This is a genomic window from Chitinophaga nivalis (genome assembly GCF_025989125.1).
Taxonomy (GTDB): domain Bacteria; phylum Bacteroidota; class Bacteroidia; order Chitinophagales; family Chitinophagaceae; genus Chitinophaga; species Chitinophaga nivalis.
Genome location: NZ_JAPDNR010000001.1, coordinates 5,241,224 through 5,267,369, shown reverse-complemented (window position 1 = coordinate 5,267,369; position 26,146 = coordinate 5,241,224). Strand labels below are relative to the sequence as shown.

Below are 26,146 nucleotides of genomic sequence, written 5' to 3'. Positions count from 1 at the left end.
TGATGGTTTATTCCGGCCACATATTTAATGATATTGTCTGACATTTCCATGATTTTCCGGCAGAACGTCTGATAAACAATGATTATGACCGGCTATCTAAATTATCAAGCCTATACGAAAATAACAGGGTGTAAAAATACGGCAGGGGTATAGGACCGGTGATTCCTTTATTTAACTTTACACTTCGATGCATATCGGGCAAAACCGGACATACCGGTGTATCAAAAGCGGACAATCTGATCACTATGCCGTAAATTAAAACATTGATAATCAACCAAAATGTAAAATGGCACTATACTGGTTTTCTGCTGAACCGTCCGTACGAAGGAATCAAATAATAAAACAGCTTTAATGATTAAGAATCATTTTCTCATCGCCATCAGAAATCTTTGGAAGCACAAAGGATTTTCTGTGATCAACATAGCGGGTCTTGCATTGGGTATTGCCTGCAGCCTGCTTATCCTGCTCTGGGTACAGGATGAAAGTGAGGTAGATGGATTTCATAAAAATAATACACAACTATACAGCGTATATCTCCGTTATTTTCCGGAAGGAAAAACAGAGGCTTCCTATTCCACACCAGGGTTGCTGCCGGAGGAGTTACAGCAAACAATGCCGGAAGTGGAGCTGGCATCCGGCCTGGCCTGGACCACCAACAATTCGTTTACTGTCGGAGATAAGGTCCTGAAAGAAGACGGTAGTGCCGCAAGCCCCGGATTCTTCCGGATGTTTAGCTACCCATTGCTGGCCGGCAACGCGGCCGAAGCGCTGAAAACGCCGGAGAGTATTGCTATCTCCCGCAAAATGGCTACTGCTTTTTTCGGTAGCCCGGAGTTGGCTATAGACAAAACGATCCGCTATGACAACCGGGAGAACTTCACAGTAAAAGCTGTATTTGAAGATTTACCTGCGCAGGCATCCGAAAAATTTGATTTCCTGCTCAACTGGGAATTCCTGAAAAAAGAAAATGAGTGGCTGACAGATTGGAACAGCAATGGGCCTAAGACCTTCCTGCAGTTACGTGCCGGTACCGACCCGGAACTACTGGAAAAGAAATTGCTGCATTTCCTGGATGCCTACAACAAAGAAAACAAAACCATGCGGTACGAAATGGGCCTGCAGCGTTTTGATGCCCAGTACCTGCACGGACATTTTGAGAATGGTTACCTGCACGGCGGCCGGATTGAATACGTGCGGCTTTTCAGCCTGGTAGCGGTATTCATTCTGCTGATCGCCTGTATCAATTTCATGAACCTGACCACTGCCCGTTCCATGAACCGCCTCAAGGAAATCGGTATCCGCAAAGCCATGGGGGCGGTACGCTGGCAGCTGATCCGGCAGTTTGTCGGGGAGGCTATTATCGTTGCCGTGCTGGCAGCTATATTGGCTATCTTCATTGTATGGATTACCTTGCCGGCCTTTAACGGACTTACCGGCAAAGCCATCGTATTGCCTTTTGGCCATCCGGTATTCTGGCTGATGCTGCTGGGACTGACTCTTTTCTCTGGTATTCTTTCCGGCAGTTACCCGGCGCTGTTCCTTTCTGCCTGCAATGCTATTGAGGTATTGAAAGGTACCATGAAATCAGGCGCCGGTTCGCTCTGGCTCAGAAAAGGCCTGGTGGTATTCCAGTTTGTACTCTCCATCATCCTGATTATTTCCACGATCCTCATCTCCCGGCAGGTACAGTATGTACAGCATACCAATCTGGGCTTCGACCGCGAAAACCTGATTTATGTACCACTGGAAGGCGACCTGATTGCCCGGCAGGAAGTACTCCGGCAGGCTGCTTTACGCAGTCCGTATATCAGTGGCGTAAGTAAAATGATGGGTAACCCAACTAACCTGAAAGCACGTACGAGCGGGGTAGACTGGGAAGGAAGAAACCCCGGCAGCATCAATTACTTTACACATTCCCTGGTAGGATACGATTTTATCAAAACATTGCAACTGGAAATCTCACAGGGCCGCGACTTCTCCCGGAATTTTGCGACAGATTCGAGCGCCTATATTATCAATGAAGCGGCACTCAAAATACTGAACTATAAAGAACCGATAGGCAGGTACCTTACCTTCTGGGGAAAAAAAGGACCCATTGTCGGGGTACTCCGAAACTTCCATTTTCAGTCATTGCACAATAACATCCAACCACTGATACTGCGGTTGGAGCCCGCTGCAAAGACGGGATTCCTCAGTGCTTTTACGGGTAATACCTTCCTGGTCAGAACCCGTCCGGGCAAAACCAAGGAGGCGCTGGCCAGTCTGGAACAGCTTTGTAAGGAACTGAATCCTAAATTCCCTTTCAGCTATCAGTTCGCAGATGAAGAATATGCACATCTTTATAAAAGTGAGCAGGTGACAGACCGGTTATCAGTGATCTTTGCCGTGCTGGCGATCTTTATTTCCTGCCTCGGATTACTGGGCCTGTCGATATTCACAGCTGAACAGAAGGCAAAGGAAATCAGCATCCGTAAAGTCATGGGGGCCAGTACTGCTTCGCTCTTCGGACTGTTGTCCACCGATTTTATGATACTGGTTGGTATCGCTTTCCTGATAGCGGCGCCTATCGCCTGGTGGGCTATGCACCAATGGTTGCAGCAGTTTGCCTATAAAACGGATATCAGCTGGTGGATATTTGGGTTGTCCGGTTTACTGGCGGTATTGATAGCCCTCAGTACTGTGAGCTTCCAGGCCATCCGCGCCATCAACATTAACCTGATAAAAAGTCTGCGGGGAGAATAATCGCATATCTCTCAAACTGTCATCACAACGAGGTATTCATCATCCGGCTGCTCAGTAATGGGCATACAGCCGGGTGAAAGGATCTCCTCATCTCTCTAAACTGTCAAAAAAATAATCACATCTCTTATGAACACTTGTTACACGAAAAACGATTCCACTACGTACAAGGCTATACGCACAGGTATTTTTCTGCTAATATGCTGTATGATGCTGCCTGCTTTATTGGTTGCACAACAATCGCAGCCGCCGTTGACAGACAAGTATGCTGCCGGCAAAAAGGTGATTACTGACTTAAGCAGGATTGTTAACCCGAAAGGCATTCAGGAAAATTATAAAGTAAAAATAGGGGGCATTGATCAATCCGTATATGTGCGCGGGCAGGATAGCGATAATCCGGTATTGTTGTTTGTACATGGCGGGCCTGCTTCCCCCTTATCACCGGTGATGTGGATGTTCCAGCGGCCGATAGAAGAATACTATACTGTGGTAACCTGGGATCAGCGTGGCGCCGGCAGTACGTTTCTGAATGTAAATCCTGATTCGATCAGCCATACCATCAAAATAGACAACTATGTCAGTGATGCCCTGGAGCTGGCTACGTATATCAAACAACGTTATCAGGCCAAAAAGATCATCCTGATGGGGCATAGCTGGGGTACCATTGTGGCTATGAAGGCAGCCCTGAAGCGTCCGGACCTGTTCTATGCCTATATTGGTATCGGGCAGGTGATCAATGTACGGGAGAACGAAGCCGTGAGTTATGATTTCGCGGTAGCACAGGCAAAAAAGTTCGGCAATGAGAAAGCATTGAAAGAATTACAGGCAATAGCCCCTTATCCGGGCAATCAGCCGGTAACCCGCGAACGTATTGTAACGGCAAGAGACTGGGCGCAATATTATGGTGGCTTAACGGCTTTCCGGCATGAATCCACATATTTCTACAACGCGCCGTATTTATCGCCGGAATACAGCCGCGAAGAAGTGAAAGCCATCGATGAAAGCAACGTGTTTACGCTGGGGCGTATCTTAGATGAATTTCTGGAGGTGGATTTCAAAAGTGTGCGCACGTTCCCGATTCCGGTATTTATGTTTATGGGCCGGCATGATTACACCACACCTTCTGAGCCTACTGCGGCCTGGCTGGAGCCGCTGAAAGCGCCGGTAAAAAAAGGAATCTGGTTCGAAAAATCTTCTCACATGATACCTTTCGAAGAACCGGGTAAGCTGTTGATAGAACTGAAAGCGTGTCTGGATCCGATTGTACAGCACCGATAATATCGCTGAAATCCTGCCGGAGAAAAGAAGTGTATTTGCTCCGGCAGGATACCTGCATCCGATAACCGCAACATCCTGTCTGCTTCCTGCTTATGTAAGTCTTCCCTTTAATCCCGCCGGGTACCTCTGGTGATCAGGAAAACAATGAGTCCGAGTACTACTGCTACGGCAATGATCCCGGTCCATACGCCGGCTTTGAAAATACCACCGATGACCTCACAGCTGCTCATACTTACCATTAATAGCGCCAGTAAGAAATAAATGGGTTGTTTCATATGCTACTTTTCAAAAATTCATTGCAAATAGCGGACCTGCCGCAACAATAGTACATCCGTGCTGTACAGGACCGGCAAACAGGGGGCAAAGTGGCTGCAACCGCAGTAAAGCTGTGCATGTGAGGTAACAGGTGGTGTCCGGATATTCCTCATGTTGGGGAGACTGGCTGCGATTATTTTTTTGTTATGATTCCTGCCGGCTATCATATTTATGAGAGTATCGTGTCAATAATTATAGCATGAAGTCCTAATTTTGCGGCGAAAGAATCATCAGCAACTGTAACAATGACGACCAGCACTGTTAAACTAAAGAGAATTAAGAACAGCAATATTGGATTAGCGACCCTGTTCGCCTTTGGCATGATACCCATGTCAGGTTTCGCTACAGACATCTATATTCCCTCACTGCCGGGCATGACCAGCGCGCTGGGCATCACCAACAGCCAGGCGCAGCTCACCCTGAGTTTGTTTCTGATCAGCTATGGATTGGCGCAGTTGTTTATAGGTGGATTGTTGGATAGTTATGGCCGGTACAAAATCTCCCTGATATCGATTTTCATTTTCTGTCTCTCCTGTGTTACCATTGCCAATACCCATAGTATCTATGTCATTTATGCGATGCGCATCTTGCATGGTATTACCATCGCTGCCATGGTGGTGAGTAAGCGGGCATTTTTTGTAGATCTTTACTCCGGTGAAAAGCTCAAACACTATCTGAGCTTCTTTACGATTATCTGGTCTACCGGGCCTATTGTGGCGCCTTTCATCGGCGGCTACCTGGAAGTGAATTTCGGTTGGGAATCCAATTTTTATTTCCTGGCCGGTTATGGCGCTGTGTTGTTTCTGCTGGAGTTGTTTTTCAGCGGGGAAACCATTCGTGAAATAAGGCCTTTCCATCCGGCGAAAATATTGACTATTTATTATGAGATGGTGCGCACGGGAAGTTTTATATTGGGCATTGCGATGCTGGGACTGGCCTACTCCATGGTGATGGTGTATAATATGTCCGGGCCTTTTATTGTGGAGCATCATTTTAATTTATCGCCGGTGATTACGGGCTATGCTTCTCTCTTCCTGGGCTTCGCGTGGATGGCAGGCGGCTTCCTGGGGAAGGGGCTGATCCGGCAACCTTTTATCCCGAAGATGACTGGCAATATTATATTACAGTTCCTCTCCGCTACAGCGCTGTTGGGCTTATCCTACTGGGTGGGGCAGCTATGGGTGGTACTGGTATTTGCTTTCCTGGTGCATGTAGGCGCCGGCTTTACGTACAACAATTATTTTACTTTCTGTCTGCAGCGTTTTCCCAACAACGCGGGTATCGCCGGAGGCCTTACCGGTGGCTTGAGTTATGTGATTGTATCCATGCTCAGCTACGGCCTCACTTATCTGTTGCCTGCAGAGGATGGCCGGAATCTGGCGACGAGCTATATGGTGCTGATCGTGGCCAGTGGGCTGGTCATGTACCGGGTGTTGTTGCTGAGCAGGAAGGCTCAGTCGGAAAGAGGCTAAGTACTACAGGATATGCATAGAATTTATATCTTGCGGAGGTCTGCCGGAAGTGCCGGCAGACCTAACCAGGTATCCCATGTACATCACCAGTCTGCCTGATCATACCGCGCCCGGATTTAATGAAGCGTTGCATTTCGGCCGCTTTCAGCAACAGAATATGGTCTTTAATGCCCTGAGTCGTCGTAGCAATTGCGATAATCATGTGGGCTGTCTTTCCTTTAAAACGGTATTGCGCGGAGAAGAATGGTATGGTATCGACCGGCGTAGGGTAGCCGTGAGGCCTGGACAGTTTCTGCTGTTGAATGATGACCAGCGTTACGCCTGTAAAATCGACAGTGAAGAACCGGTCAGCTGTTTGTCGGTCTTCTTCAAAAAAACATTTGCGACCGCCGTCTTCCGCGAAACCCTGCAGTCGGAAGAAAGCTTAATGGATGATCCCTTTTCTCCTGATGGTCATACGCCCACCTTTTTTCAGACCCTGAATCCGGTAACACCTGTGTTGCAGCGGCAATTGCATGCGCTGATAACCGACCTGGAAAGTACCGGATATGAAGCGGCGAAAACAGATGAGCACCTGGTGTTTTTATTGCATCAGCTGCTCCGCAATCAGGGCGCAGCCGTCCGGGAAATGAAACAGGTACATGCCCTGAAACCAGCTGTCAGAAAAGAAATATATCAACGTTTATGCATGGCCAGAGACCTGCTCCATTCCTGTTATATGGACCAGCCGGATCTGCAAATGATCAGCAGGGAAGTCTGCTTATCTGTGCCGCAGCTGGTACGGCAGTTCAAAGCCGTCTTCCGTGTAACGCCTTACCAATATCTTATCCGCATCCGGTTGTATCATGCCGCCATTTTACTCCGGCAAACGAACAAGCCGGTGCTGGATATCACGTGGATGTGTGGTTTTGAGAATATGAGTGCCTTCTGTCGTGCTTTCAAGGCAGTACATGGTTTATCTCCCCTTCATTTCAGAAAACAGTCCATATCCTGAATTGAGCATTTCTGCACATTTCCCGGCTATAGGAAAGTATACATTTAGGTGGTAAAAAACCAGGGTATTCACACCTAAATACTGAAAAATGAATGCGAGAATTGACAGACGGGTCTTGCTGATAATTGCGTTGATCCTATCTTTCCACCTGACCTATGGCCAGAACCAGGTCATCCCACTCTATGAAGGCATGATTCCCAATGCCCGGAAAACACCTGCTGATTATATCGAGGAAACAGATGACGATGGCCTCATTACCAGGGTGACAGTACCTGCTTTAACGTGTTACTTGCCCGAAAAAGAAAAGGCGAATGGCACTGCAGTGATTATTTGTCCGGGAGGTGGTTATCAGGTGCTATCGACCGCAGATGAAGCGGCGGTAGCCCGGGAGTTGGTGCAGGCGGGGATAACGGCTTTTGTATTGAAGTATCGCTTACCGGACAACAGGATCATGGTCAGGAAATCCATTGGTCCGTTGCAGGATGTACAGGCTGCATTGATGCTGTTACACCGCCGGGCGGCGGCATGGGGAATAGATACCGGGAAAATCGGGCTGGTGGGCCTTTCTGCCGGCGGCCACGTGGCTTCCACAGCGGGCGTAAGTTTTCAGCAGCCGGTGATTCCCAATCCGGATCATATTAACCTACGGCCGGCATTTATGGTACTGTTATATCCGGTGATCATTTTCGACCGGATGATTCCCAGCGGAACACGGGAACGACTGGTGGGAAAAGAGGCGTCGGTGGCTTTATTAAACCAGTTCAGCAACGAAAAAAGGGTTACCGCTCAGACACCGCCTTCCTTCCTGGTACATGCAACCGATGATGAGGTGGTACCGGTAAAAAACAGCGTGGCATTTTTTAATGCGTTACAACAGGCAAAAGTAAAATCAGAGATGCATATTTTCCAGGCCGGTGGTCATGGTTTTGGATTGTATGATCCGGTGTATAAAAATAAATGGCTGGATGCGTGCCTGAACTGGTTGTCCATTAATCACTTTTTAAATGAGCCGGTAAAGCACTGATGGCGGATCTGCGGCCGGTAGTATAGCCGAGGGGAGAAACAGTTATCAAAAAGCCTTTCGCAAATTTATGCGGAAGGCTTTTTTCTGTTGGATTTATTTTATAAGTTTGCCGGCGCCGGATACCGCGTTTAATAGTAAATTTGGGATGACCTTCATTTTATTGCATACATATGCCACTGAAAAATATCATGTGAAGATGCCGTTTACGCAGGTGTTCGGATAAACAACCTTTTTTTATTTTACCGGTATAACCATGGCCTTTACCGGTTTAACGGTGGTGCTGACCGGAATAGGCTTTCATCAGCTATTCGTCAGGTATAGTTTTGCTGCTACCGGTTAAACGGAAGAAGAAGTGCCCGGTGTCATGTTTAACCCTGTTGTGAGAACAATAAACCAAAGCGTGTAGTAGCATGGCCGATCCGACCGCATAGAAAAAAAGGATCAACAGTTTTTATTTCCGGTTTCCAAATCATCATTATGTATACATCCAAGAAAGCTGCCATCAGTTTTATTTTCGTTACGTTGCTGATCGACGTAATGGGTTGGGGATTGATTATTCCCGTTATGGCCGACCTGATTGCACAGCTGAAACACATTCCGGTTAACCAGGCCAGTACCTATGGGGCCTTGTTGTTATCGGTTTTTGCGATTACCCAATTTTTATTTGCACCAGTTATCGGTAACCTGAGTGACAAGTACGGACGTCGTCCGGTACTGTTGTTATCCCTGTTGGGATTCGGGCTTGATTATATTATCCTGGCGTTGGCGCCGGCTTACGGATGGCTGTTTGCCGGACGTATTATCGCCGGTATTACCGGTGCGAGCTTTACCACTGCTACGGCTTACATTGCCGACGTAAGCACCGACGAAACATCCCGGGCCAAAAATTTTGGTATGATTGGCGCTGCCTTTGGGCTGGGCTTTGTACTGGGCCCTGCATTAGGTGCATTCCTGGCCAGCTGGGGTATCCGGGCGCCGTTTTATGCGGCGGCGGTACTATGTCTGGTAAACTGCCTGTATGGTTATTTCTTCTTACCGGAATCTTTGAGTAAAGAAAACCGCCGGCCTTTTGACTGGCGGCGTGCCAATCCGTTTGGCTCCCTGAAGTTTTTAACACGGCATCCCGAAATCGGTGGCCTGGCCCTGAGCTTTTTCCTGATTTATCTGGGCGCACAGGCGGTACAGGGTAACTGGAATTTCTTTACCATCTATCGTTTCAACTGGAGTGAAAAAATGGTGGGTATCTCCCTGGCAGTAGTAGGTGTGCTGGTAGGAGCCGTGCAGGCTGGATTAACACGGGTGGTCAATCCTAAACTCGGGAATGAAAAAAGTATTTACCTGGGATTATCCCTGTACACACTGGGCCTGATATTATTTGCTTTTGCTACGCAGGGCTGGATGATGTTTGTATTTCTGGTGCCGTATTGCCTGGGTGGTATCTGCGGCCCGTCGCTGCAATCTGTTATATCCGGACATGTACCACCTAACCAGCAGGGAGAGCTGCAAGGTGCGCTCACCAGCCTGATGAGCCTCACCACCATTATTGGTCCCCTGATGATGAGCACTACATTTGCCTATTTTACCTCAGACAAGGCGCCGTTCCATTTTCCGGGTATGCACTTCCTGATTGGAGGGGCCTGTATGTTACTGAGTATTATCATTACCAACAAGGTATTGACGCGGGAGAAGAAAGTCCGGCCGGAGTTGCTGGATGTGATTAAAGGCGGTGGAGAACTGAAGGATGCGCCGATGCATTAAGTGATACAGCTGATTAAAGCATAAAAGCATTTTAGTTAAACAGTAGCAGGTGTATTCCTGCTGCTGTTTTTCGTTTATAAGATATGTAAAGGGGGCACGGGAAAGGCGCGCCCTTTTTTGCGGGGTAGTTATGTCTGGTTGGTGAGACCATTCACTTTCGTGGTTGATGTTATTTACCGGCAGTGGGTAATGATCGGCCGGCACGAAAATTTCAGCATTCATGAAGATGAAATTTTAAACGGGTTCATTTAATTCATCATCCGGTAATCACTCGGCGTAACGCCTACCTTTTGTTTGAATAAACGGGTGAAATGCTGCGGATATTTAAAGCCCAGTTCGTAGGCAATTTCACTCGCGGATTTATGCCTGTCAAACAGTCTCGCTTTCGCCACATTTATCACTTTTGATTGAATGTATTCCAGCGCAGATTTGCCGGTTTCTTTCTTCACCAGGTCGCCAAAATAGTTGGGTGATAAATGCAGCGCTCCGGCGCAATAAGCTACGGAAGGTAAGCCCTCGTGCTGCGGTATATCGGATAAAAAATAACCGTTTAATAGGTATTCAAACCGTTCCAGGATTCCTTTATTGGCATGGTCGCGTGTAATGAACTGGCGGTCGTAAAAACGGATACAGTAATTGAGCAGCAACTCAATGTTGGATGAAATCAGTCTTTTGCTATGCTTGTCTATATTTTGATCGAGTTCATATTCGATTTTCGAGAAGCAATCAATGACCATACTCTTCTCTTTATCCGACAGGTGAAGCGCTTCATTGACATCATACGAAAAGAAAGAATAGTCCTGCATGTGTTTGCCCAGCGGAGTGCCGTTTATCAGGTCAGGATGAAAGAGCAATACCCAGCCCGTCGGAGTAAATAGTTCAAGGTTGGGTTGTACACCTGCCACTTGTCCGGGCGCTACAAATATCAGACTTCCTTCCTGGTAGTCATAGTGCCTTCTTCCATAGCGCAATTGGCCACAGTGCAATTCTTTCAGCCCCACGGCATACAAACCAAAGTTGAATGATCGGGCGGGCATCGGTTGCGCTTTCGAGAGATCAATCACTGTAACCAGCGGATGTCTGGTAGTTACGCCCCTCATGGTATTGTATTGCGCGATGCTGCTGATTTTTACAATCTCTTCCATACCTTATTCTTTTATCGCTACAAATCTACAGGTTCCGGCCTGCCTTTGGGATACCGGCCTTCCCGATTAGTAAAACTGGTAAGAAAACCAGTAATGTGTATACAAAGCAGCCTGCCCTTCTTCATAATTTTGGAGCAGAAAACATTTAAACATACAAAATGAAAACACGACGATTGGGAACCGCAGGATTAGAAGTGTCTGAACTTGGTTTCGGCTGCATGGGATTAAGCCATGGTTATGGTCCGGCAACCAATGAAAGCGATGCCATTGCACTCATTCAAAAAGCGTATGAATCGGGCATTACTTTCTTTGATACCGCAGAGGCGTACGGACAAGGCGCCAATGAACAGCTGGTAGGAAAAGGATTACACAAGGTACGTGATAAAGTAATCATCGCTACTAAGTTTGGCTTTACAAGCGGTAAGCATACGGCTGGTTTGGATAGTCGCCCGGAACGTATCCGCCAGGTGGCGGAAAACTCGCTCCGGTATCTGCAAACTGATTATATCGACTTGTTTTATCAGCACCGCGTGGACCCGAACGTGCCTGTTGAAGACGTTGCCGGAACCGTAAAAGATTTGATTGCCGAAGGCAAAGTAAAACACTTCGGCATGAGTGAAGCCGGCGTGCAAAGTATACGCAGGGCGCATGCCGAACAACCCGTGACAGCCCTGCAAAGCGAGTACTCTATGTTCTGGCGCGAACCTGAAAAAGACATCATGCCATTGCTGGAAGAACTGGGCATTGGCTTCGTGCCGTTTAGCCCGTTGGGCAAGGGATTTTTAACGGGTAAGATGAATGCGGATACTGAATTTGACAAGACCGATTTCAGAAATATCCTTCCTCGTTTTAGTAAGGAAAACCGCGAAGCGAATCAAACTGTTATTGACCTTGTAACAAAGATGGCAGGAGTGCACAACGCTACGCCGGCGCAGATTGCATTGGCATGGCTGCTGGCGCAAAAGCCATGGATTGTGCCGATTCCGGGAACCACAAAAACGACGCGTTTGGAAGAAAATGCCGGTGGTACAAACATCACCTTAAGCGAGGATGATGTAGCCAATATCAATAAGTATTTGGACAACATCAGCCTTCAGGGAGCACGCTATCCCGCAGGCATGGCAGACCTGCAGGGCAGGTAAGCAAGTCATACTTCCGGTGAGCGTCCCATACCATCGTTGTGCTCCGGTAACCGTTAGCCGCCCTGGTGCAGCTTCCTGGACGTTCCGGAACTTTATGGTCATCGTGTAATCGCTTTGTTTTCTTTTCACACAATTGGGTGCTGCTGCCATAGCTATATCGCTATGGCAGGACCAGACAACACCATCATATAAAGGGACAGCCCGTATGCGGTCTGTCCCTTTTGGTATATAAAAAGTGTATATCCGGGAGGGTAGGGGTAATAAAAGATATTTTTGTCTTTTATTGATGCCCGGCTTATATTTGTCCTGTTAATTACGACAGATGTTTTCAAAAGCGTGTGAATATGCCATCCGGGCAATGATATATATAGCCCAGAAAGGGAATGCCGGCCATAAGGTGGGCGTGAAGGAAGTGGCGGAAGGCATTGACTCACCGGAACACTTTGTGGCGAAAATATTACAGCAGCTAAGCCGGAAAAATTTGGTGCAGTCCCTGAAAGGGCCCAACGGCGGTTTTTTTATGGAGGCAGATGCCCTGCAGACTTCTCTGGCGGATATTGTACTGGCGGTAGATGGAGACGGCCTCTTTACCCAATGCGGGCTGGGACTGAAATATTGCTCCGAAAAAAATCCCTGTCCCATTCATGAACAGTATAAGGCTATCCGCTGTCTGACCAAAGACATGCTGGAACGTACCAAAGTAAGTGAATTTAATGAGCTGCTGAATAAAGGTGTTTTACATCTCCGGAAATAAAAAAAAATTGTCCTAATAAAAGATAAAAAGGTCTTTAAATATTTTATAAGTATGACAACAGCACAACAACACATGATCCTGGCTACCGTGCCGGTGTTAAGAGAGGCGAATGTATTACTGACCACGCATTTTTATAAGCGGATGTTTCAGCACAACGAGGAGTTGAAACATGTGTTCAATATGGGGAATCAGCAAAGCGGCAAACAACAGACGGCGCTGGCAATGACGTTGCTGGCATACGCAGAAAACATTGAAAATCCCGCTGTACTGTTGCCTGCGATCAACAACATCGCCCATAAACATACCAGTCTGCAGATACAGCCGGCGCAATATGCCATAGTAGGACATCACCTGCTGGCTTCTATAGCGGAAGTGTTGGGCCAGGCAGCTACACCGGCTATCCTGGATGCATGGGCCGCTGCTTATCACCAACTGGCCACCTGGATGCAGGGCCATGAAGCAGCCATGTACGAACAACAGGCAGCTACACCCCACAGCTGGACTGGCTGGCGCACTTTTACCGTCAGGAAAAAGATAGCCGTATCGGCAGAAATCACGTCCTTTTATCTTTATCCGGCAGATGGCGGAAAAGTACCGCGGCATCAACCCGGACAGTTCATCAGCCTCCGGTTATTTTTACCGGAAATCGCCTTATTCCAGATCCGTCAATACAGCATTTCTTCTGCGCCTAACAACGACTATTACCGTATTTCCGTAAAGCGGGAAACAGCATCGCAACCGGATAGGAACGGGATGATCAGTAACTACCTGCATGATGCGGTGAGCGAGAACGACAATGTGGAAATAGCTGCACCGGCAGGCACTTTCATCTTACAAGACACCACGCGCCCGGCGATGTTTATCAGTGGCGGGGTAGGACTGACGCCATTTATGAGTATGCTGGAAACCTTGCTGCAGCAGGAGGAAATCCCACAGGTGATATGGATGCATGGTTGCCGGGAAGCAGCAGTACATGCCTTTAAAGCGGAGCTGATACAATGGGAAAAGGAGCATGAAAGTCTGACACAAAAAGTATTTTATAACAAAGTCACGGCGGCAGACATACGGGAAGGCATACACGAAGGATATCCGGATATTCATCAAATGAATATCGCCCAACATCCGGCACATATGCATTACTACCTCTGTGGCCCGGGTGTCTTTATCACGAAACAGTACCAGGACCTGCTGGCAGCAGGCATCAGCCGGGACCATATCTTCTATGAAGAATTCGGCCCGCAGGTACTTTCGCTGTCCACATCCTGATGTTATCCTTTCGGATAGAAGCCCCCGCTGGAGAAGCAGTGGGGGCTTCTATCCGGAATCAGATCATCGAGCGGTTACAATAAGTCGCTTTTTCAAACTCCTGTACATTCATAGAGATGATGGGCACATCGGGAAACAGCTGTACCAGTTTACTGATGACCAGATGCGAAAGCTCCGATCGCTGGGTAATAGACCTGCCTCCCATAATATTGCCGAATACATGGATGAAGTTTTCTTTGGTAGGTCCCAGTTTAAAATGAGTAAACGGATTAATCCGGACTTTGATATCGCCGTCTGCAAACAGGCCGGTAGATTCGGCCACATCATATACTGCCTGCATAATTTCTTCCGGTGTTTTTTGCTGGAGGATAGCGGCAGAACAATCTATTACGAAATGAGGCATACCTGGTGGTTTAGCTATCAATTTACGGATTTGTTCACGACGGCCAAAATAATCAGCCGGGCTTCCCGTTAGCCGCCGCCTATCTGGTAGTTTCAGGTACCCATTGGTACCCGGTAGCGGTTTGCTGTACATGGCCAAACCCCGGCCATGGCAGGTGATAGCCGAATACGCGTTGCCCGGTGCGGGCCAGGTCACCCAGTACCTGTTCCCGGGTGGCGGCTGCCTGCGCAAAATCTGTGTCGAAAATGGTTCCCCAATCCGGCCGTGAAAACAACAACACCGCTTCATGTACAATATCGGCGATATGTATAAACGGTTTATCCCCGTTGGCTATCGCGAACATATAATGCCCGGGTGTATGGCCTGGTGCGGAGATAGGTTCCAGCACATCAAATAAAGGGGTAGTACCCGTGAATAATTGCAGCTGTCCGGCACAGGCGGCGAGTATTTTCGTTACTTCCTGCTGCACGGTTAACCATACATCGGGGCTGTTTTTACTGCGACTGAAATCCGGAGAAGGAGAAAGCCAGAAATCGTATTCTGTCTGCGACAGATGTACCCGGGCCTGTGGAAATACCAGTTGGTCGCCTGCTCCGATAAGTCCGTTGATATGATCCGGATGGGCGTGGGTAATCACGATATCCGTAACCGTATCCGGATGGATGCCTGCCTGCATCAGGTGTACCGGTAGCCGCCCGGCGGCAGGAGCTGCCTGGTGACCATTGCCGGCATCTATCAGTATAATGCGGCTATCCGATTTTATCACGAGGATGTTGTGGGTCAAAGCAAAACCATTAGCGGCAACAGGACGTTCCTGTAGTACCTGCTGTACGGCTTCACGGGGGATGCCCGGCGCAAAACAATCGCTGTCATAATGTACCACACCATCTGTAACAACGGTGAGGGCTATAGCGCCAGCCGGGTAATGTATAAATCCAGGCGTTTCGATGTGTGTCATATGCTGTTTTTTTCTTGCAATAATGTGCTGCAAACGTATTTATTTTGTCTTACCATCAGGAAACAGTCTGATTAAATATACATAGGCAAAAATTTTAGACCAATGACGAAAACAAAGGCCCGTAAGACGAAAGATTTTAATCCGAATAACTGCGCTGTCACTTATTGTATCAATATTATCGGCGGGAAATGGAAACCTATTATTATACACCTGATTCGTAATGAACATAACCGGTATAGTCTGATGCTGAAAATGATTACAGCCATCAGCAAACAAACGCTCACCAACCAGTTGAGAGAACTGGAAGCAGATGGTATCGTAGAACGGGTCATCTTTGCGGAGATGCCGCCCCGGGTAGAGTACCGGATTACACCGCTGGGTAGTAGCCTGTTACCGATTATCGATGCCATGAAGCTGTGGGGCCGGAAACAGATGAACCAAACAACATAACCGATAGATAGCAGGCAGGCATTTTCCGGAAGTACGCATGCGGGATGCAGTCAGGTGGCTTACTTTTAGCTTCCTGTAATTCATGATGATTATTCATCCCTTTAAACCTGCCTGATGTACCAACTATTGTTAACTGGCCGTTCACTGTGCCGTGCTGCCCTGAAAAAGATACAGGGTGGTAGCCGCCGCGCTACAGATCCACCCACCTGTGGCTTCTGGCTTCTTCCTACGCGAAATTGTGAAACCGACTGTATCCGTAGTGGGTGCGCCTGTTATACGTACGATGAGTTGTACTCCTGGTGCACGATTGGTCCTCCGTTGCAGCCGATACCCTAAATAAGCAGATTTATTTATAGCATCAGTTTTTTGTATGGTTGAAATGGCATCGTACTGTTACAGGTACGATGCCTCCTCTTGTTTATGGAATATCAGCTATGGCTGCAAGCCGTGTTGCTATTTTAACATATGCGTGCTGTAGCTGGATTAATTCAGTAACCGGCATAGATCATTGGTTGTATGTGATGTTAAATAGTGTAAACTACACACGCATAACCGCTTGCGTAAATGATAACGGGATCGGATATGTGAAATACGTGTTAATTCGCTGCATAAAGCACGCGTTGGTTAGCTGGAATTTTTTTTCTTTCTTAAGTTGCGCCCCGTTTATTGTAGTGATGAACCGTCGATAGAAAGCAAAAAATACGAGCATGCATATACGAAAACCCATTTATCTGGCAGGTATTTCCCTGATGGTGCTAACAATGTTATCGATCACCTGCAGAAATGACCGCAGTAAGGCCCACTATGCCCTGACCGTGAAAGTCTGCGATAAGCCCCTGTATGTAGAGATGTTTACCGTATTTGGTAGCGGCGCCTTTGGAAGCGACATCATGGGGCAATACCTGACAGACTCCAGCCACTTCCGGATGTTCGTAGGTACTTTTGATAATGGTGATGAATACTACGCCTACCGCTGTAAGGGGGATAGTGTGATCATCACTAAAACGAAGGAAAGTCCTGTGGGGAATAAGGTGTTGCAGATAAGGGCATACAACCTGCTGGATTTAAAACGGCATGGGTTGTTTGAATGATATGTTATAGAATGGCCGGCCTCAAAGTATTGGATACACGAGGCTGGCCGTTATGTTTTTGATAGATTTAAATACCTGTTTACTTCCGGATTAATTTAATCAGAGACGGCTGGTATACAATCGTATCTCCGCTTTTTACAGACAGGCTACTGTTAACAGTGGCTCGCTCAAACCGGGATTTATACCAACAGGAGATATTTCCGTCGTTGCGGGTGATATCAAAAGTAAAAATGGGAATATATATATCATCGCCTATCCGGTTGATGGGGATCGCTGATCTGGTTTTGCATACTTCTTTGTATCCGGTGCTGGATGAAAGTGGTGAGCAGACAGGTGGAAAGTGGACCTGGAGAAGCGGCCAGACATATTGTTCACATCTGTTCATATTTAGCAGAATCAATATGTTGGTGGAATCATAACCACCGAGTACAAAAGAAGAACTGGTATTACCTGTCACCTCAAAAAGTCTGGTAACTGATGGGGCAGATTGCGGATAAGGGGTGACGATTGCCTGGTTGTTTTCTTTAAAATCAATAGCCAGTGGATGCTCATCTACCCAAGATGTTGTGGTGCCAAATATAAAACCATCGGTGTGTTGGTGCCGGGTCAGGTATGCTTGTATAAACATTTGGTCGTTAATGGTACCATTGCTGGTTAGCATGACTGCCGGTAATACCGATAGGTCGGAAGTGGTCTCAAAACGTCCCAGCAGGCGTTGAGGTTCATTTTTTTTACAGGAGATAATAGCTGCGATTGCCAGTATGACCAGATAGCTTTTCTTGTGTCGTATAATGTTCATGGTATTGGATGTTAGTTTCGTAACCTCAATATATTTAAAAGACAACACTACCCATAAAAATACAGATACTGGAAAAGATGCTGTTCATCTGCCGGGCTGTTAAGGAATTGAAGGCTTTTACTACAATGACATATACCGTTATGTTTGCAGGTAAAGTTGCCTTTTGGGGTAGGAGTGCAGAAGGTCTGTCTGAAAGGGAGCTGCAAAATTATCAAGGAAGAAGAGTACTACCGGAGCCAACTCCGGTAGTCTGTATACAACTATAATTTTGTCGTCTGGATAGCCAGGAAAGCAGGCAGGAAGGAGCTGCCGAAACTTTATCGGGGCTGGAAGTATCCGGTTGGTCTTGCAGGTAAAGGCATTTAACCTGCCGGATTTAGAACAGCAATGGGTATTTGCTTTACGCTGTCATGAATCAAATCGTATATCCGATACCGTGAAGTACCTCCTTCACGAATACCTGTTTACTTCCGGATTAATTTAATCCTGGTTGGCTGGTATATAATCGTATCCCCAGGCGCTACAGATAGGCTATTATTGACAACAGCCACCTGAAACCGGGATTGGCGCCAACAGGACGCTGATTCACTGCGGGAGGTGATATCATGGGTTAATAGGGCGATGTACAATTCACCTGATATCACGTTGACGGGAATGGCCATTCTTTCTTTACACAATTCTTTTACTTCGCTACCCGGTGGAAGCGGTGTACAGGCGGGCTGGAAGTGGGCCATCACCAGTTGCCGGCTATATTGATCACATATGGATGTATAGGCTGGTTTCATAAATGATAAAGAATCGAGACTACCCAATACAAAAGAGGAACCAGTATTGTCTGTTATTTCATATTGTTTGGAAATGGAAGGACCCGATGTCGGATAAGCGGTAACGGTTGCCTGGTTGTTTGCTTTAAAATCGACGCCCCATCGTATGTGATCCGCCGGTGCCGTTGTATTGCCAAATACAAAACCATTCATGTGCTGAGTCCGGGTCAGGTATGCCTGTATGAATGCTTGGTCGTGAATGATACCGTTGGTGGTCAGCATGACTGCCGGCGCTACTGAAATAGTGGAGCCGGTCTCGTATTGCCCCTGCAGCAGCAGTGGTTCCGGATCCCGGTCCTTTTTTTTACAGGAGGCAGTAATGATGATGACTATAATGGCAAGATAGCTTTTCTTGTACCGTATATTATTCATGGTATTGGGTTTGTACACTCAATATATTTAAAATATACCAGCACCGCAGAAAATAAGGATGCAGGAAAAGATCCCGTTTGGTTGTTGTGTCGTAAAGGGATCGGAGGGTTTTATCACAATGATAGCTGTCATTATGTTTAGCGGCAAAGCTACCTTTTTGAATAGGAGAGCCGGGGCATGCCGGACCGGGGAGTGAAGTTGTCAAGGAAGAAGCGTACTACCGGGGCCAGCTCCGGTAGTACCGCCTGTAATGATCGTTTTATCGCCTGCGTAGTCCGAAAAATAGCAAAGTGGATTTTATCTGCAATGGTCTGCTTCGTGTACCGTGTGGCCATTGTTTATATCCGCTTACTTCCGGACTAGTTTAATCATGGCTGGCTGATATACAATAGTATCCCGGCCGGTTACAGTTATCCCCTTATTGGGCATACCTACATAAAAGCCGGTAGCGCGCCAACAGGATGCACCCTGATCACTGTACATGATGTCATAGGTTAAAAGTGGAATGTACATATCGCCTGTTACCCGGCTTACCGGTATGGTAAATCGTTCTTTACAGGCCCAGCTGATCCCGTTAACCGAGGGCATTTCGTAACAGGCCGGTTGTAGCTGGACTGCTGTTATTTGCCTGACATATCGATCACATATACTTTCCGGTAAGGGGACATACCGCTGAAAGGAGTCAATGCTGGCCAGTATAAAGGAGGTACCTGCCTTACCTATAATCTCGAATGGTATAGGATATGTGTTACCGGCTGGACCGTGGTAAATGATGCTTGCCCGCCGGTCTTCTTTAAACTCAATGGTTAGTAGAATGGAGGCCGCCTTTGCCGTTGTATTGCCAAAAACAAAAACATTGGTGTGACGATGCCGGTCCAGGTATGCCTGTATGAAATGTTGATCGGTAATGTTACCACCGGCCGTAATCATCACTGCAGGTGACGCGAATAAAGTAGAAGCGTTTTCATATCGCCCTGCGGATACAGGTGCTTCGGAATCACTTTTTTTACAGCTGATAATGACACAGATGGCCAGGATGGCAAGGTAACTTTTCTTGAACAGTATAGGATGCATGATCATTGGATTTGGGCGCGCAAAGTATTTAAAAAACAACAGAGGCATTTTAAAAAAAAAGGAACAGGAAAAGATGCGGTTCATTTTTTACACAGTAAAGGAGGCATATTTTTTTACCTAAAATGATAGGTGCGCTTGTGTTTGCAGGTAGGGACAGTCTGAGGAAACGGACAGTTGTAAGAAGTGTCGGAATGACACAATAAAACTATCAAGCCGTAAAAGTACTACCGGGGCGTTCTCCGGTAGTACCACTGGTAATTATAACTTTACCGCCCGGGTAGCCAGGAAAGTAGGCAGATAATGATCTACCAGAAACCTTGGCCGGGGCTGAAAATCTTCATAAAATCCTGTGAGGACGAATCCGGCTTTGGTTTGTCCGCCAATCAAATCCGTCAGAGAGTGCCCGAATACCAGGGCTTCTCCGGCGTTTACTTTCCGTTCGATATCCGCCGGTTCCAGGTCTTTGACATCCGCGTAGGGAACTTTATACCGGGGTTTGATGATACCCTGGTCTTTATATTCCGGATTGCGGTCGCCGATAAATACAACCGGGTTGTAGAAGCTGGACAACAGCGCACCGCCGGGTTTCAATACGCGGTAGCAGGCCTGCCATACCCCGTTTACATCAGGTACATAGAGGTTGGAAATCGGGTGGAAAATAAGATCGAATGTGTCGGGGGCAAATGCCTGCAGATTGGTCATATCACCTTGTACGGTTTGCAGGGTGAGTCCATCGCGCTCGGCCACCATCTTATCCTGATTCAGTTGTTCGATAGAAAGGTCATACACGGTTACTTCCGCGCCGGCTGCCGCCAGAATCGGACCTTGTTGTCCGCCGGCAGAGGCCAGGCATAAAATACGTTTCCCTTTAATATTGCCCAGCCAGGATTTATCCAATGGTTGTGGCGTAAGGTGTACTTCCCACTGACCATTGCGGGCGGCTGTGGTCAGCTCGCTGCTCACGGGCCGGGACCATTCGTGTTGCGCCAATGCCTGTTTATCCCAGGCAGATTGATTATGTGTTAAAAAATTGAATGTGGGTTGATTCGTCATAACTGCTGTTTTTCTTTTTCCTTACAGGTGATTAAAAATTGTTTCGTTCGTGCGTGGTATGTGTATGGTCGTTGGCCAGACAGTAGATGCGCGAAGATACAGCTTAATTACTTTTCAGTAGCAGTCAGTTGTGGAGAAGATATTGACAGGTATTGGATGGAAACCACCACGGCTATACGTCAGGAGTGACCAATCTGTTTTAATAGGGGGAGGGTATCGGTGGGAAAACGGATATGTTCCCATAGCAACAGGTCCTGTACATCACCCAGCACTTCGTCTACCAGCCCGAATGCCTTTGCTTCCAGCGCATTCATGAACCGGTCGCGCTGATAAGCGGCTTCAATTTCAGCGACCGTGTGTCCGGTGTTTTTAGCGATCATCAGGAAGATCTGTTGTTCAAGCCGTTCCTGTTCGTGGTAGGCGATGCGCACATCTTCCGTATAGCCTTTGGCGCCGCCGGAAGCCGGGTGCATGTGAATAGTAGCATGGGGCAGGGCATAACGCTGACCACGGGCGCCTGCCGTTAGCAGCATGGTACCGAAGCTGCCGGTGAAACCTACGGCTACTGTGGAAACCGGTGATTTCAGCATCCGCATGGTATCATAGATGGCAAAACCGGCATAGATCACGCCGCCCGGACTACTGATATACAGCCGGATCGGATGATGGTTTTCGCTGTCGAGGTACAATAGCTGTGCTACGACCAGATTGGCGGAATGTTCATCGATAGCGGTGCCCAGGAAAATGATACGTTCTTTCAGCAACAGGCTGTAAATGTCGTAGGCGCTTCGGGTGCTACCGTCTATAACTGTGGGTATAATGGGCATGGCTATTTAAATATTTGTTGTAATTGATGTGCAAAATGCTGATCCTGTAATAAACGGGTATGAAGGGCATCCAGTTGTCGCCGCTTGTCGCGCCGTGCCAGCCAGCGAATCAGCTGGTGCACCCGCGACTGATGGGCGGTTTTTTCCGGCAAATCCGGGATGGTCAGCAACCTGGCTTCATATACCCGGCGTTCGCCTGCTGTCATCTCCTGCAGCAGGTACCGGTCTGTTTCCTGTATGTCACGTAATGATGGCCTCATGTTGGATGGTATTTTTTACCTGTTCTCTCACTTTCTCCAGGCATTTATATTTTTGAACGGTAGCAGAATGACGGCTGCGATAACCAAAGCGGGTGGCTATTTCCGGGATGGATAGCTGATCATAATAGAAGGCTTGCAACAGTTGCCGGCATTTTTCACCGGCGCTTTTTAAATAGCGCAGCAAGGGAGCTTCTGCGGCCGCAGGAGCCGTATAAAAATCTTCCGGTACAGTCAGGCGCTCTTCGAGCGGACCCAGATCCGTATGGCGGCAATCGCTGCGGAACTGTTTGTACCAGAGCAGGCGGGTAATACCTATCAGATAGGCTTTGGCAGACAACCGGATTTGTAAGGTGTGCTGACGGTGTTTCTCCAGATAAATGATCAACGCATCATGGAAGAGGTCTTTCGCTGTGGCAGCATCGCCTCCCAGTTGATGCACCATCCGGGCTACATCAGGAAAGGTTTCCCGGTAAAGCGCTTCCAGGCGTTGGTCCTCGTTTGTTTGCATAATAGTCGGGTTTTAATCATAGTGTCAAAAATGAGGAAAATATCACCGGGAAACAGATGATTTTTTTTCAGACCGGAAGGAGCAGGAGGATGTGTACAATAATAGGATAGCGGAATATCCGGTACTGTCAACCATGGCTGACAGCACCGGATATTTTATAGTATAGCATAAAATAGCCGTGAATAGGAAGCGATAAAAAACGCCATTGACAGCTATTGCTGTGAGCCTTATAACAGTTGCCGCGGCATTATTTTTTCCGCGGGGTGGCTTTCCCTTTCTGTATCAGGATGTTTTCCCAGATCACTATTTTGGTACCTACCCGGGTAATGGCACGAATGTCGCCATCCTGCGATACCACAAAGCCCAGACTGCCTGGATGATAATAGCAATAGGAGAACATAGACCGGTGCCGGGTACCGAAATGATTGGGTACAATGATCGCCGTTTTCTCCGGATTGAAATTGATATTGAGTGACTGATACACCTTTTCCGGACCGTCTTTGGTGTCAATGACCACGCCAAACCCCTTTACAACAAAGCTGGTATCGAGCAATACGAGGCCATCTACGCAGGATTGAGAGGCCACAAAACGGATGGCGCCTTTTAATTCGCGGGTGAGGGCCTGCATATCGGTTTGCTCTTCAGGGGGCAGCTGTTTGTTATAAATGATTTTGATGATGGTTTGGGTAATCCGGTCGTAGGTGATCCCATATTTCCTTTTCAGGTCGGTCTGGCCGGGTGTAATCAGCATGGCGCCGCCGTGTGCGTAGTTTTTGATACGGGTAAGAATGCGCTTGAGGCTCCGGATATAAAGTACGCGGCAGCTGACCACCAGCTCGGGTTGAGGCACTGCTTCCAGGCCGTTTTCCTTCATTTTCCGGGCTACTTTTACAGCCGTATTTTCCGCTATCCGGGTAATCAGTTCAAAGACCTGTCCTTTTCTCGACAGCACGTCCAGGTAATCGGTAATCAGGGTGCCTTTTTTGAAACTGGCGATTACATGCAGGTTTCTCATGACAGTAATGGAACCAATCCCGGTAACAAAAGCCTGAAACAGGCCGGGTTGTTCCGGCCGGGCTTCTTCTTCCAGGTTCAGGTAACTCTGCAGGTGTACTGCCTGGTCGATCAGCCCTACGATACTGAGGGTTTGATTAATATGGGAAACCGCTACGGAACCACTCCAGGGATCAGCCGCCTTGGCCAGTTTCACCAGACTGCTTACATTCAATGGAATGGGCTTATCCAGCTGTACAAAGGACCAGCCGTCTTCTTTATCCTGCCGGGCGGGCTGCGAACGCGGATTGTAATAAGTAACCGTTACGCGGATCTCTTGTCCTTCTTCTCTTTCCAGACTGGCGTAAAACAAACAGTCGAAGAATTCCTCCAGCAATGCTTTGGAAGGACGCTGCAGACCGATATCATGAAAGTGTTCATACACTTTCAACGCAAGATTTTCTGGCTTTTGTACGGCAACTTTGCCGGTATTTGAATAAGGCATGCATTCCGGTTTATAAAAATAAAGGTACGTGAAAGGTATTTGCCGGTAAAGCTTTACAGGAAAGGTATCGGCAGCAAGCGTTTATTAATCCTGGTAAAACTGGCTATATTCTTTTTTGAGTAATGAATAAACAACAGCATTTTCCAGGATATTGTTTTTACAATAATGCTCCCGCATTTCTCCTTCCTGCACAAAATGGAATTTCTCCACCAGCTTGCGGGAAGCGATGTTCTGTGGACCGATAAAGGCTTCAATCCTGTTTAACGCCATCTGCTCAAACCCATATTGAATAATAGGTTTAAGTGCTTCAGACATGATGCCTTTTCCTTTGTATGGTTCATCGGTGACGGCATAGCCGATTTCGGCCCGAAAGTGGGCGGGGTACCAGGTATGATATCCGCATAAGCCAATGACTGCCTGGGTGTGTTTATCCAATAGCTGAAACTGTACCAGTGATCTGTTGAAAGTGGTAAATCCCTGGCGGTACTTTTCCCGCTCTTCCGCTAGGGCAGCAGGCGTGTTGAGGCCGAGCAATTCCATCACAACGGCATCATCTGTCAGCGCGAAAATATACTGATAAGCGGCTGCATCCAGCTTTCTTAAATGCAGTCTTTCTGTAGTGATGATATCAAATGTCTTCATCCGCAGTTTGTTCTGGTGTGCTGGTAATCGTACCTCTTACTGCAGGTAGCCTTTAGCAAATACCTGCAATCGTCAATTTAAGTTTTTTCCGTTGAGAAAAAATAACATCGGATGCCTGTGCCGGAAAATAATTTTTATCTGCGATAGATACCTGTATAGCTGCGGCGAAGTATTGTTTGTCTGCTGGCTGCCCCGTGTATGGTAGTTCCCGGATATCTTTGAAACAACAATAGTCAATATGCAACGCAGTATTTTTATTTTTTTAATGCTCCTGGACCTGGCACAGGCAGGCTATGCACAACAACCGGACAAGACCACCAGAAAGGAACTGGAACGGGTAGTAGCTGATTTTATGAAGAGTATCAAAACCAAAGACAGTACCACCTTCTATCAGCTTTTTCATAGTGCACCGGTCGTTTGGATAGGCGTAGACAAAGAAAAAAGCTTTTTACATTTTCAGCAGCAAAACAGCCAGGCAAAAAAGAATTATTTCAGCAGCAGTCCCCGTAGCTTTTTCAAGGGAATAATAGAAGACAGCCGGCAACAGGAAGAACGATTTTATAATCTGGTGATGACGGGAGATGAACGGGTGGCGACGATCACGTTTGACTACAGTTTCTGGTGGGACGGGAAAAAGCAGAACTGGGGAAAAGAGAGCTGGGCATTGATCCGGGCGAATGGTGAATGGAAAATCACGACGGTGCTGTTTTCCATAGAAATGGAAAATGTAGTGCCGGAACCATCGCCCGTTAAAGGTATGGGCAAACGATAGCCTTCCGGACAGATCACCATCTTACCGGAAATAAAAAGCACCTGCCGGACAACCGGGAGGCGCTTTGAATAAGATACCAGTTCTTAACAGCGGCAGCTGCCAGGTTGCCCGCAACTGAGGAGTGAACACTCGAGGATACGGGTGGCGCCACCCTTTACTTCCTGTTGTGCTATCTGGGTGAGGCTGGCGATTTTAATAGTAGTCAGCTGCAATTTTTTAGAAGCAATTTTTTTCATACTTGACACGAAATTTAGATGGTAAACAGATGGGCACTGCCAATGGGATAGCGGCCATGATTATAGCGGAATAGACAGGTAGTAGCCCGTGACAGCACCTTAAATCAACATTGGTTACAGCGGGATGGCTGTATCGTAAACAGCGCATACCTGCTAAAAAATGCCTGCCAGACCACTGGCAGGCATTTTAATACATTTCAGTGCATTAACAGATACAGCTAGGTGGTTGTCCGCAGCTGATATATCTTGTGCAAAGGGAAGAAGCACCACCTTTTACTTCCACTTGTTGTGGTTGGCTAAGGCTGGCAATTTTAATCTTAGAAAGCTGCAGTTTTTTGGAAGCAATCTTTTTCATACGTGACGTGAGGTTTAAATGTTGTAAATGAATATTCGCTGCCGGATTGATGATTAGGCACGTGTATAAATGGAATTGACAGGTGTCCTGCGACAGTACAACAAATTAAGATTAGTTACTGACGTATCTCCGCACCA

The 26,146-nt window shown here is 47.3% G+C and carries 28 protein-coding genes; 12 read left to right on the top strand and 16 right to left on the bottom strand.

From position 1 onward, the window contains the following. Nucleotides 1-351: 351 nt before the first annotated feature. Together OL444_RS20650 and OL444_RS20645 are read left to right on the top strand one after the other, a co-directional pair. Nucleotides 352-2,742, top strand: a complete 2,391-nt coding sequence (locus OL444_RS20650) for an ABC transporter permease (RefSeq protein ID WP_264730056.1) — start codon at nt 352-354, stop codon at nt 2,740-2,742. 126 nt (nt 2,743-2,868) lie between these two features. Beyond that, nucleotides 2,869-4,017, top strand: a complete 1,149-nt coding sequence (locus OL444_RS20645; RefSeq protein ID WP_264730057.1) for an alpha/beta fold hydrolase — start codon at nt 2,869-2,871, stop codon at nt 4,015-4,017. Between the two features lie 107 nt (nt 4,018-4,124). Here the strand turns inward: OL444_RS20645 and OL444_RS20640 are convergent, their stop codons facing one another. Further along, nucleotides 4,125-4,292 carry a phosphatidate cytidylyltransferase gene (locus tag OL444_RS20640; protein ID WP_264730059.1) on the bottom strand — a complete coding sequence of 56 codons (168 nt, stop codon included), beginning with the start codon at nt 4,290-4,292 and terminating at the stop codon, nt 4,125-4,127. Between the two features lie 285 nt (nt 4,293-4,577). Between OL444_RS20640 and OL444_RS20635 the strand changes: the two genes are divergently transcribed. From OL444_RS20635 to OL444_RS20620, 4 genes are all read left to right on the top strand, one after another. Then, nucleotides 4,578-5,804 (top strand): MFS transporter, encoded by a 1,227-nt coding sequence (locus OL444_RS20635; protein ID WP_264730061.1) that lies wholly within the window; start codon nt 4,578-4,580, stop codon nt 5,802-5,804. A gap of 76 nt (nt 5,805-5,880) precedes the next feature. Further along, nucleotides 5,881-6,798, top strand: a complete 918-nt coding sequence (locus OL444_RS20630) for a helix-turn-helix transcriptional regulator (RefSeq protein WP_264730064.1) — start codon at nt 5,881-5,883, stop codon at nt 6,796-6,798. A gap of 88 nt (nt 6,799-6,886) precedes the next feature. Continuing rightward, nucleotides 6,887-7,822, top strand: coding sequence for an alpha/beta hydrolase (locus OL444_RS20625; RefSeq protein ID WP_264730066.1), 936 nt, complete (start codon nt 6,887-6,889; stop codon nt 7,820-7,822). Nucleotides 7,823-8,299: 477 nt separating this feature from the next. Beyond that, nucleotides 8,300-9,580 (top strand): TCR/Tet family MFS transporter, encoded by a 1,281-nt coding sequence (locus OL444_RS20620; RefSeq protein WP_264730069.1) that lies wholly within the window; start codon nt 8,300-8,302, stop codon nt 9,578-9,580. 248 nt (nt 9,581-9,828) lie between these two features. On the opposite strand, the gene OL444_RS20615 is transcribed toward OL444_RS20620, so the two are convergent. After that, nucleotides 9,829-10,725, bottom strand: coding sequence for a helix-turn-helix domain-containing protein (locus OL444_RS20615; RefSeq protein WP_264730071.1), 897 nt, complete (start codon nt 10,723-10,725; stop codon nt 9,829-9,831). A gap of 158 nt (nt 10,726-10,883) precedes the next feature. On the opposite strand from OL444_RS20615, the gene OL444_RS20610 reads away from it, so the two are divergent. The 3 genes from OL444_RS20610 to hmpA all read left to right on the top strand — a co-directional run bounded on the left by OL444_RS20610 (nt 10,884) and on the right by hmpA (nt 13,887). Then, nucleotides 10,884-11,867: an aldo/keto reductase gene (locus OL444_RS20610; RefSeq protein ID WP_264730072.1), complete on the top strand. Its 984-nt coding sequence runs from the start codon at nt 10,884-10,886 to the stop codon at nt 11,865-11,867. 322 nt (nt 11,868-12,189) lie between these two features. Next, nucleotides 12,190-12,621 carry an RrF2 family transcriptional regulator gene (locus tag OL444_RS20605; protein WP_264730074.1) on the top strand — a complete coding sequence of 144 codons (432 nt, stop codon included), beginning with the start codon at nt 12,190-12,192 and terminating at the stop codon, nt 12,619-12,621. Nucleotides 12,622-12,672: 51 nt separating this feature from the next. After that, nucleotides 12,673-13,887 (top strand): NO-inducible flavohemoprotein, encoded by a 1,215-nt coding sequence (hmpA, locus tag OL444_RS20600; protein WP_264730076.1) that lies wholly within the window; start codon nt 12,673-12,675, stop codon nt 13,885-13,887. A 58-nt stretch (nt 13,888-13,945) separates the two neighbouring features. On the opposite strand, the gene OL444_RS20595 is transcribed toward hmpA, so the two are convergent. Next, nucleotides 13,946-14,290, bottom strand: coding sequence for a 5-carboxymethyl-2-hydroxymuconate Delta-isomerase (locus OL444_RS20595; RefSeq protein ID WP_264730078.1), 345 nt, complete (start codon nt 14,288-14,290; stop codon nt 13,946-13,948). Nucleotides 14,291-14,369: 79 nt separating this feature from the next. Beyond that, nucleotides 14,370-15,248 carry an MBL fold metallo-hydrolase gene (locus tag OL444_RS20590; protein WP_264730080.1) on the bottom strand — a complete coding sequence of 293 codons (879 nt, stop codon included), beginning with the start codon at nt 15,246-15,248 and terminating at the stop codon, nt 14,370-14,372. 102 nt (nt 15,249-15,350) lie between these two features. Here OL444_RS20590 and OL444_RS20585 point away from each other — a divergent pair, with 102 nt between their 5' ends. After that, nucleotides 15,351-15,698: a winged helix-turn-helix transcriptional regulator gene (locus OL444_RS20585; protein ID WP_264730082.1), complete on the top strand. Its 348-nt coding sequence runs from the start codon at nt 15,351-15,353 to the stop codon at nt 15,696-15,698. 707 nt (nt 15,699-16,405) lie between these two features. Beyond that, entirely contained in the window at nt 16,406-16,789 is a 384-nt protein-coding gene (locus OL444_RS20580) for a hypothetical protein (RefSeq protein ID WP_264730084.1), read from the top strand. Between the two features lie 79 nt (nt 16,790-16,868). Here the strand turns inward: OL444_RS20580 and OL444_RS20575 are convergent, their stop codons facing one another. The 10 genes from OL444_RS20575 to OL444_RS20530 all read right to left on the bottom strand — a co-directional run bounded on the left by OL444_RS20575 (nt 16,869) and on the right by OL444_RS20530 (nt 24,646). After that, a complete protein-coding gene (locus OL444_RS20575) occupies nt 16,869-17,588 on the bottom strand; it encodes a hypothetical protein (RefSeq protein WP_264730086.1) in 720 nt (239 codons plus the stop codon). 464 nt (nt 17,589-18,052) lie between these two features. Beyond that, on the bottom strand, nt 18,053-18,784 hold the full coding sequence (locus OL444_RS20570) for a hypothetical protein (RefSeq protein WP_264730088.1): 732 nt from the start codon (nt 18,782-18,784) through the stop codon (nt 18,053-18,055). A gap of 149 nt (nt 18,785-18,933) precedes the next feature. Next, on the bottom strand, nt 18,934-19,119 hold the full coding sequence (locus OL444_RS20565; RefSeq protein WP_264730090.1) for a hypothetical protein: 186 nt from the start codon (nt 19,117-19,119) through the stop codon (nt 18,934-18,936). 13 nt (nt 19,120-19,132) lie between these two features. Next, nucleotides 19,133-19,858 carry a hypothetical protein gene (locus OL444_RS20560; RefSeq protein ID WP_264730091.1) on the bottom strand — a complete coding sequence of 242 codons (726 nt, stop codon included), beginning with the start codon at nt 19,856-19,858 and terminating at the stop codon, nt 19,133-19,135. Nucleotides 19,859-20,116: 258 nt separating this feature from the next. Continuing rightward, on the bottom strand, nt 20,117-20,911 hold the full coding sequence (locus OL444_RS20555) for a class I SAM-dependent methyltransferase (protein WP_264730093.1): 795 nt from the start codon (nt 20,909-20,911) through the stop codon (nt 20,117-20,119). 179 nt (nt 20,912-21,090) lie between these two features. After that, the gene (locus OL444_RS20550) at nt 21,091-21,738 is read right to left on the bottom strand and encodes a ClpP family protease (protein WP_264730095.1); all 648 of its coding nucleotides are present in this window, start codon (nt 21,736-21,738) and stop codon (nt 21,091-21,093) included. Between the two features lie 2 nt (nt 21,739-21,740). Continuing rightward, complete coding sequence (locus tag OL444_RS20545) at nt 21,741-21,998, bottom strand: hypothetical protein (protein WP_264730096.1); 258 nt, start codon at nt 21,996-21,998, stop codon at nt 21,741-21,743. Then, nucleotides 21,979-22,506, bottom strand: a complete 528-nt coding sequence (locus OL444_RS20540; protein WP_264730097.1) for an RNA polymerase sigma factor — start codon at nt 22,504-22,506, stop codon at nt 21,979-21,981. Before OL444_RS20540 ends, OL444_RS20545 begins: the two co-directional genes overlap by 20 nt. Before the next feature lie 247 nt (nt 22,507-22,753). After that, entirely contained in the window at nt 22,754-24,004 is a 1,251-nt protein-coding gene (locus tag OL444_RS20535; protein WP_264730099.1) for a putative sensor domain DACNV-containing protein, read from the bottom strand. An 84-nt stretch (nt 24,005-24,088) separates the two neighbouring features. Next, entirely contained in the window at nt 24,089-24,646 is a 558-nt protein-coding gene (locus OL444_RS20530) for a GNAT family N-acetyltransferase (RefSeq protein WP_264730100.1), read from the bottom strand. Nucleotides 24,647-24,884: 238 nt separating this feature from the next. Between OL444_RS20530 and OL444_RS20525 the strand changes: the two genes are divergently transcribed. Beyond that, nucleotides 24,885-25,418 (top strand): hypothetical protein, encoded by a 534-nt coding sequence (locus OL444_RS20525; RefSeq protein WP_264730102.1) that lies wholly within the window; start codon nt 24,885-24,887, stop codon nt 25,416-25,418. An 83-nt stretch (nt 25,419-25,501) separates the two neighbouring features. On the opposite strand, the gene OL444_RS20520 is transcribed toward OL444_RS20525, so the two are convergent. Together OL444_RS20520 and OL444_RS20515 are read right to left on the bottom strand one after the other, a co-directional pair. Beyond that, entirely contained in the window at nt 25,502-25,654 is a 153-nt protein-coding gene (locus tag OL444_RS20520) for a hypothetical protein (protein ID WP_264730104.1), read from the bottom strand. 205 nt (nt 25,655-25,859) lie between these two features. Continuing rightward, nucleotides 25,860-26,009 (bottom strand): class I lanthipeptide, encoded by a 150-nt coding sequence (locus tag OL444_RS20515; protein WP_264730105.1) that lies wholly within the window; start codon nt 26,007-26,009, stop codon nt 25,860-25,862. Between the last annotated feature and the right edge of the window lie 137 nt (nt 26,010-26,146).

Bases quoted from the DNA above. Each gene is read 5' to 3' on its own strand.
- OL444_RS20580 (WP_264730084.1), top strand. From the start codon at position 16,406: ATGCATATACGAAAACCCATTTATCTGGCAGGTATTTCCCTGATGGTG.
- OL444_RS20625 (WP_264730066.1), top strand. From the start codon at position 6,887: ATGAATGCGAGAATTGACAGACGGGTCTTGCTGATAATTGCGTTGATC.
- OL444_RS20635 (WP_264730061.1), top strand. From the start codon at position 4,578: ATGACGACCAGCACTGTTAAACTAAAGAGAATTAAGAACAGCAATATT.
- OL444_RS20545 (WP_264730096.1), bottom strand. From the start codon at position 21,998: ATGAGGCCATCATTACGTGACATACAGGAAACAGACCGGTACCTGCTG.
- OL444_RS20620 (WP_264730069.1), top strand. From the start codon at position 8,300: ATGTATACATCCAAGAAAGCTGCCATCAGTTTTATTTTCGTTACGTTG.
- OL444_RS20560 (WP_264730091.1), bottom strand. From the start codon at position 19,858: ATGCATCCTATACTGTTCAAGAAAAGTTACCTTGCCATCCTGGCCATC.
- OL444_RS20535 (WP_264730099.1), bottom strand. From the start codon at position 24,004: ATGCCTTATTCAAATACCGGCAAAGTTGCCGTACAAAAGCCAGAAAAT.
- OL444_RS20650 (WP_264730056.1), top strand. From the start codon at position 352: ATGATTAAGAATCATTTTCTCATCGCCATCAGAAATCTTTGGAAGCAC.
- hmpA (WP_264730076.1), top strand. From the start codon at position 12,673: ATGACAACAGCACAACAACACATGATCCTGGCTACCGTGCCGGTGTTA.
- OL444_RS20525 (WP_264730102.1), top strand. From the start codon at position 24,885: ATGCAACGCAGTATTTTTATTTTTTTAATGCTCCTGGACCTGGCACAG.
- OL444_RS20590 (WP_264730080.1), bottom strand. From the start codon at position 15,248: ATGACACACATCGAAACGCCTGGATTTATACATTACCCGGCTGGCGCT.
- OL444_RS20530 (WP_264730100.1), bottom strand. From the start codon at position 24,646: ATGAAGACATTTGATATCATCACTACAGAAAGACTGCATTTAAGAAAG.
- OL444_RS20570 (WP_264730088.1), bottom strand. From the start codon at position 18,784: ATGAATAATATACGGTACAAGAAAAGCTATCTTGCCATTATAGTCATC.
- OL444_RS20630 (WP_264730064.1), top strand. From the start codon at position 5,881: ATGTACATCACCAGTCTGCCTGATCATACCGCGCCCGGATTTAATGAA.
- OL444_RS20550 (WP_264730095.1), bottom strand. From the start codon at position 21,738: ATGCCCATTATACCCACAGTTATAGACGGTAGCACCCGAAGCGCCTAC.
- OL444_RS20540 (WP_264730097.1), bottom strand. From the start codon at position 22,506: ATGCAAACAAACGAGGACCAACGCCTGGAAGCGCTTTACCGGGAAACC.
- OL444_RS20595 (WP_264730078.1), bottom strand. From the start codon at position 14,290: ATGCCTCATTTCGTAATAGATTGTTCTGCCGCTATCCTCCAGCAAAAA.
- OL444_RS20605 (WP_264730074.1), top strand. From the start codon at position 12,190: ATGTTTTCAAAAGCGTGTGAATATGCCATCCGGGCAATGATATATATA.
- OL444_RS20565 (WP_264730090.1), bottom strand. From the start codon at position 19,119: ATGGCCACACGGTACACGAAGCAGACCATTGCAGATAAAATCCACTTT.
- OL444_RS20640 (WP_264730059.1), bottom strand. From the start codon at position 4,292: ATGAAACAACCCATTTATTTCTTACTGGCGCTATTAATGGTAAGTATG.
- OL444_RS20610 (WP_264730072.1), top strand. From the start codon at position 10,884: ATGAAAACACGACGATTGGGAACCGCAGGATTAGAAGTGTCTGAACTT.
- OL444_RS20515 (WP_264730105.1), bottom strand. From the start codon at position 26,009: ATGAAAAAGATTGCTTCCAAAAAACTGCAGCTTTCTAAGATTAAAATT.
- OL444_RS20555 (WP_264730093.1), bottom strand. From the start codon at position 20,911: ATGACGAATCAACCCACATTCAATTTTTTAACACATAATCAATCTGCC.
- OL444_RS20615 (WP_264730071.1), bottom strand. From the start codon at position 10,725: ATGGAAGAGATTGTAAAAATCAGCAGCATCGCGCAATACAATACCATG.
- OL444_RS20520 (WP_264730104.1), bottom strand. From the start codon at position 25,654: ATGAAAAAAATTGCTTCTAAAAAATTGCAGCTGACTACTATTAAAATC.
- OL444_RS20585 (WP_264730082.1), top strand. From the start codon at position 15,351: ATGACGAAAACAAAGGCCCGTAAGACGAAAGATTTTAATCCGAATAAC.
- OL444_RS20575 (WP_264730086.1), bottom strand. From the start codon at position 17,588: ATGAACATTATACGACACAAGAAAAGCTATCTGGTCATACTGGCAATC.
- OL444_RS20645 (WP_264730057.1), top strand. From the start codon at position 2,869: ATGAACACTTGTTACACGAAAAACGATTCCACTACGTACAAGGCTATA.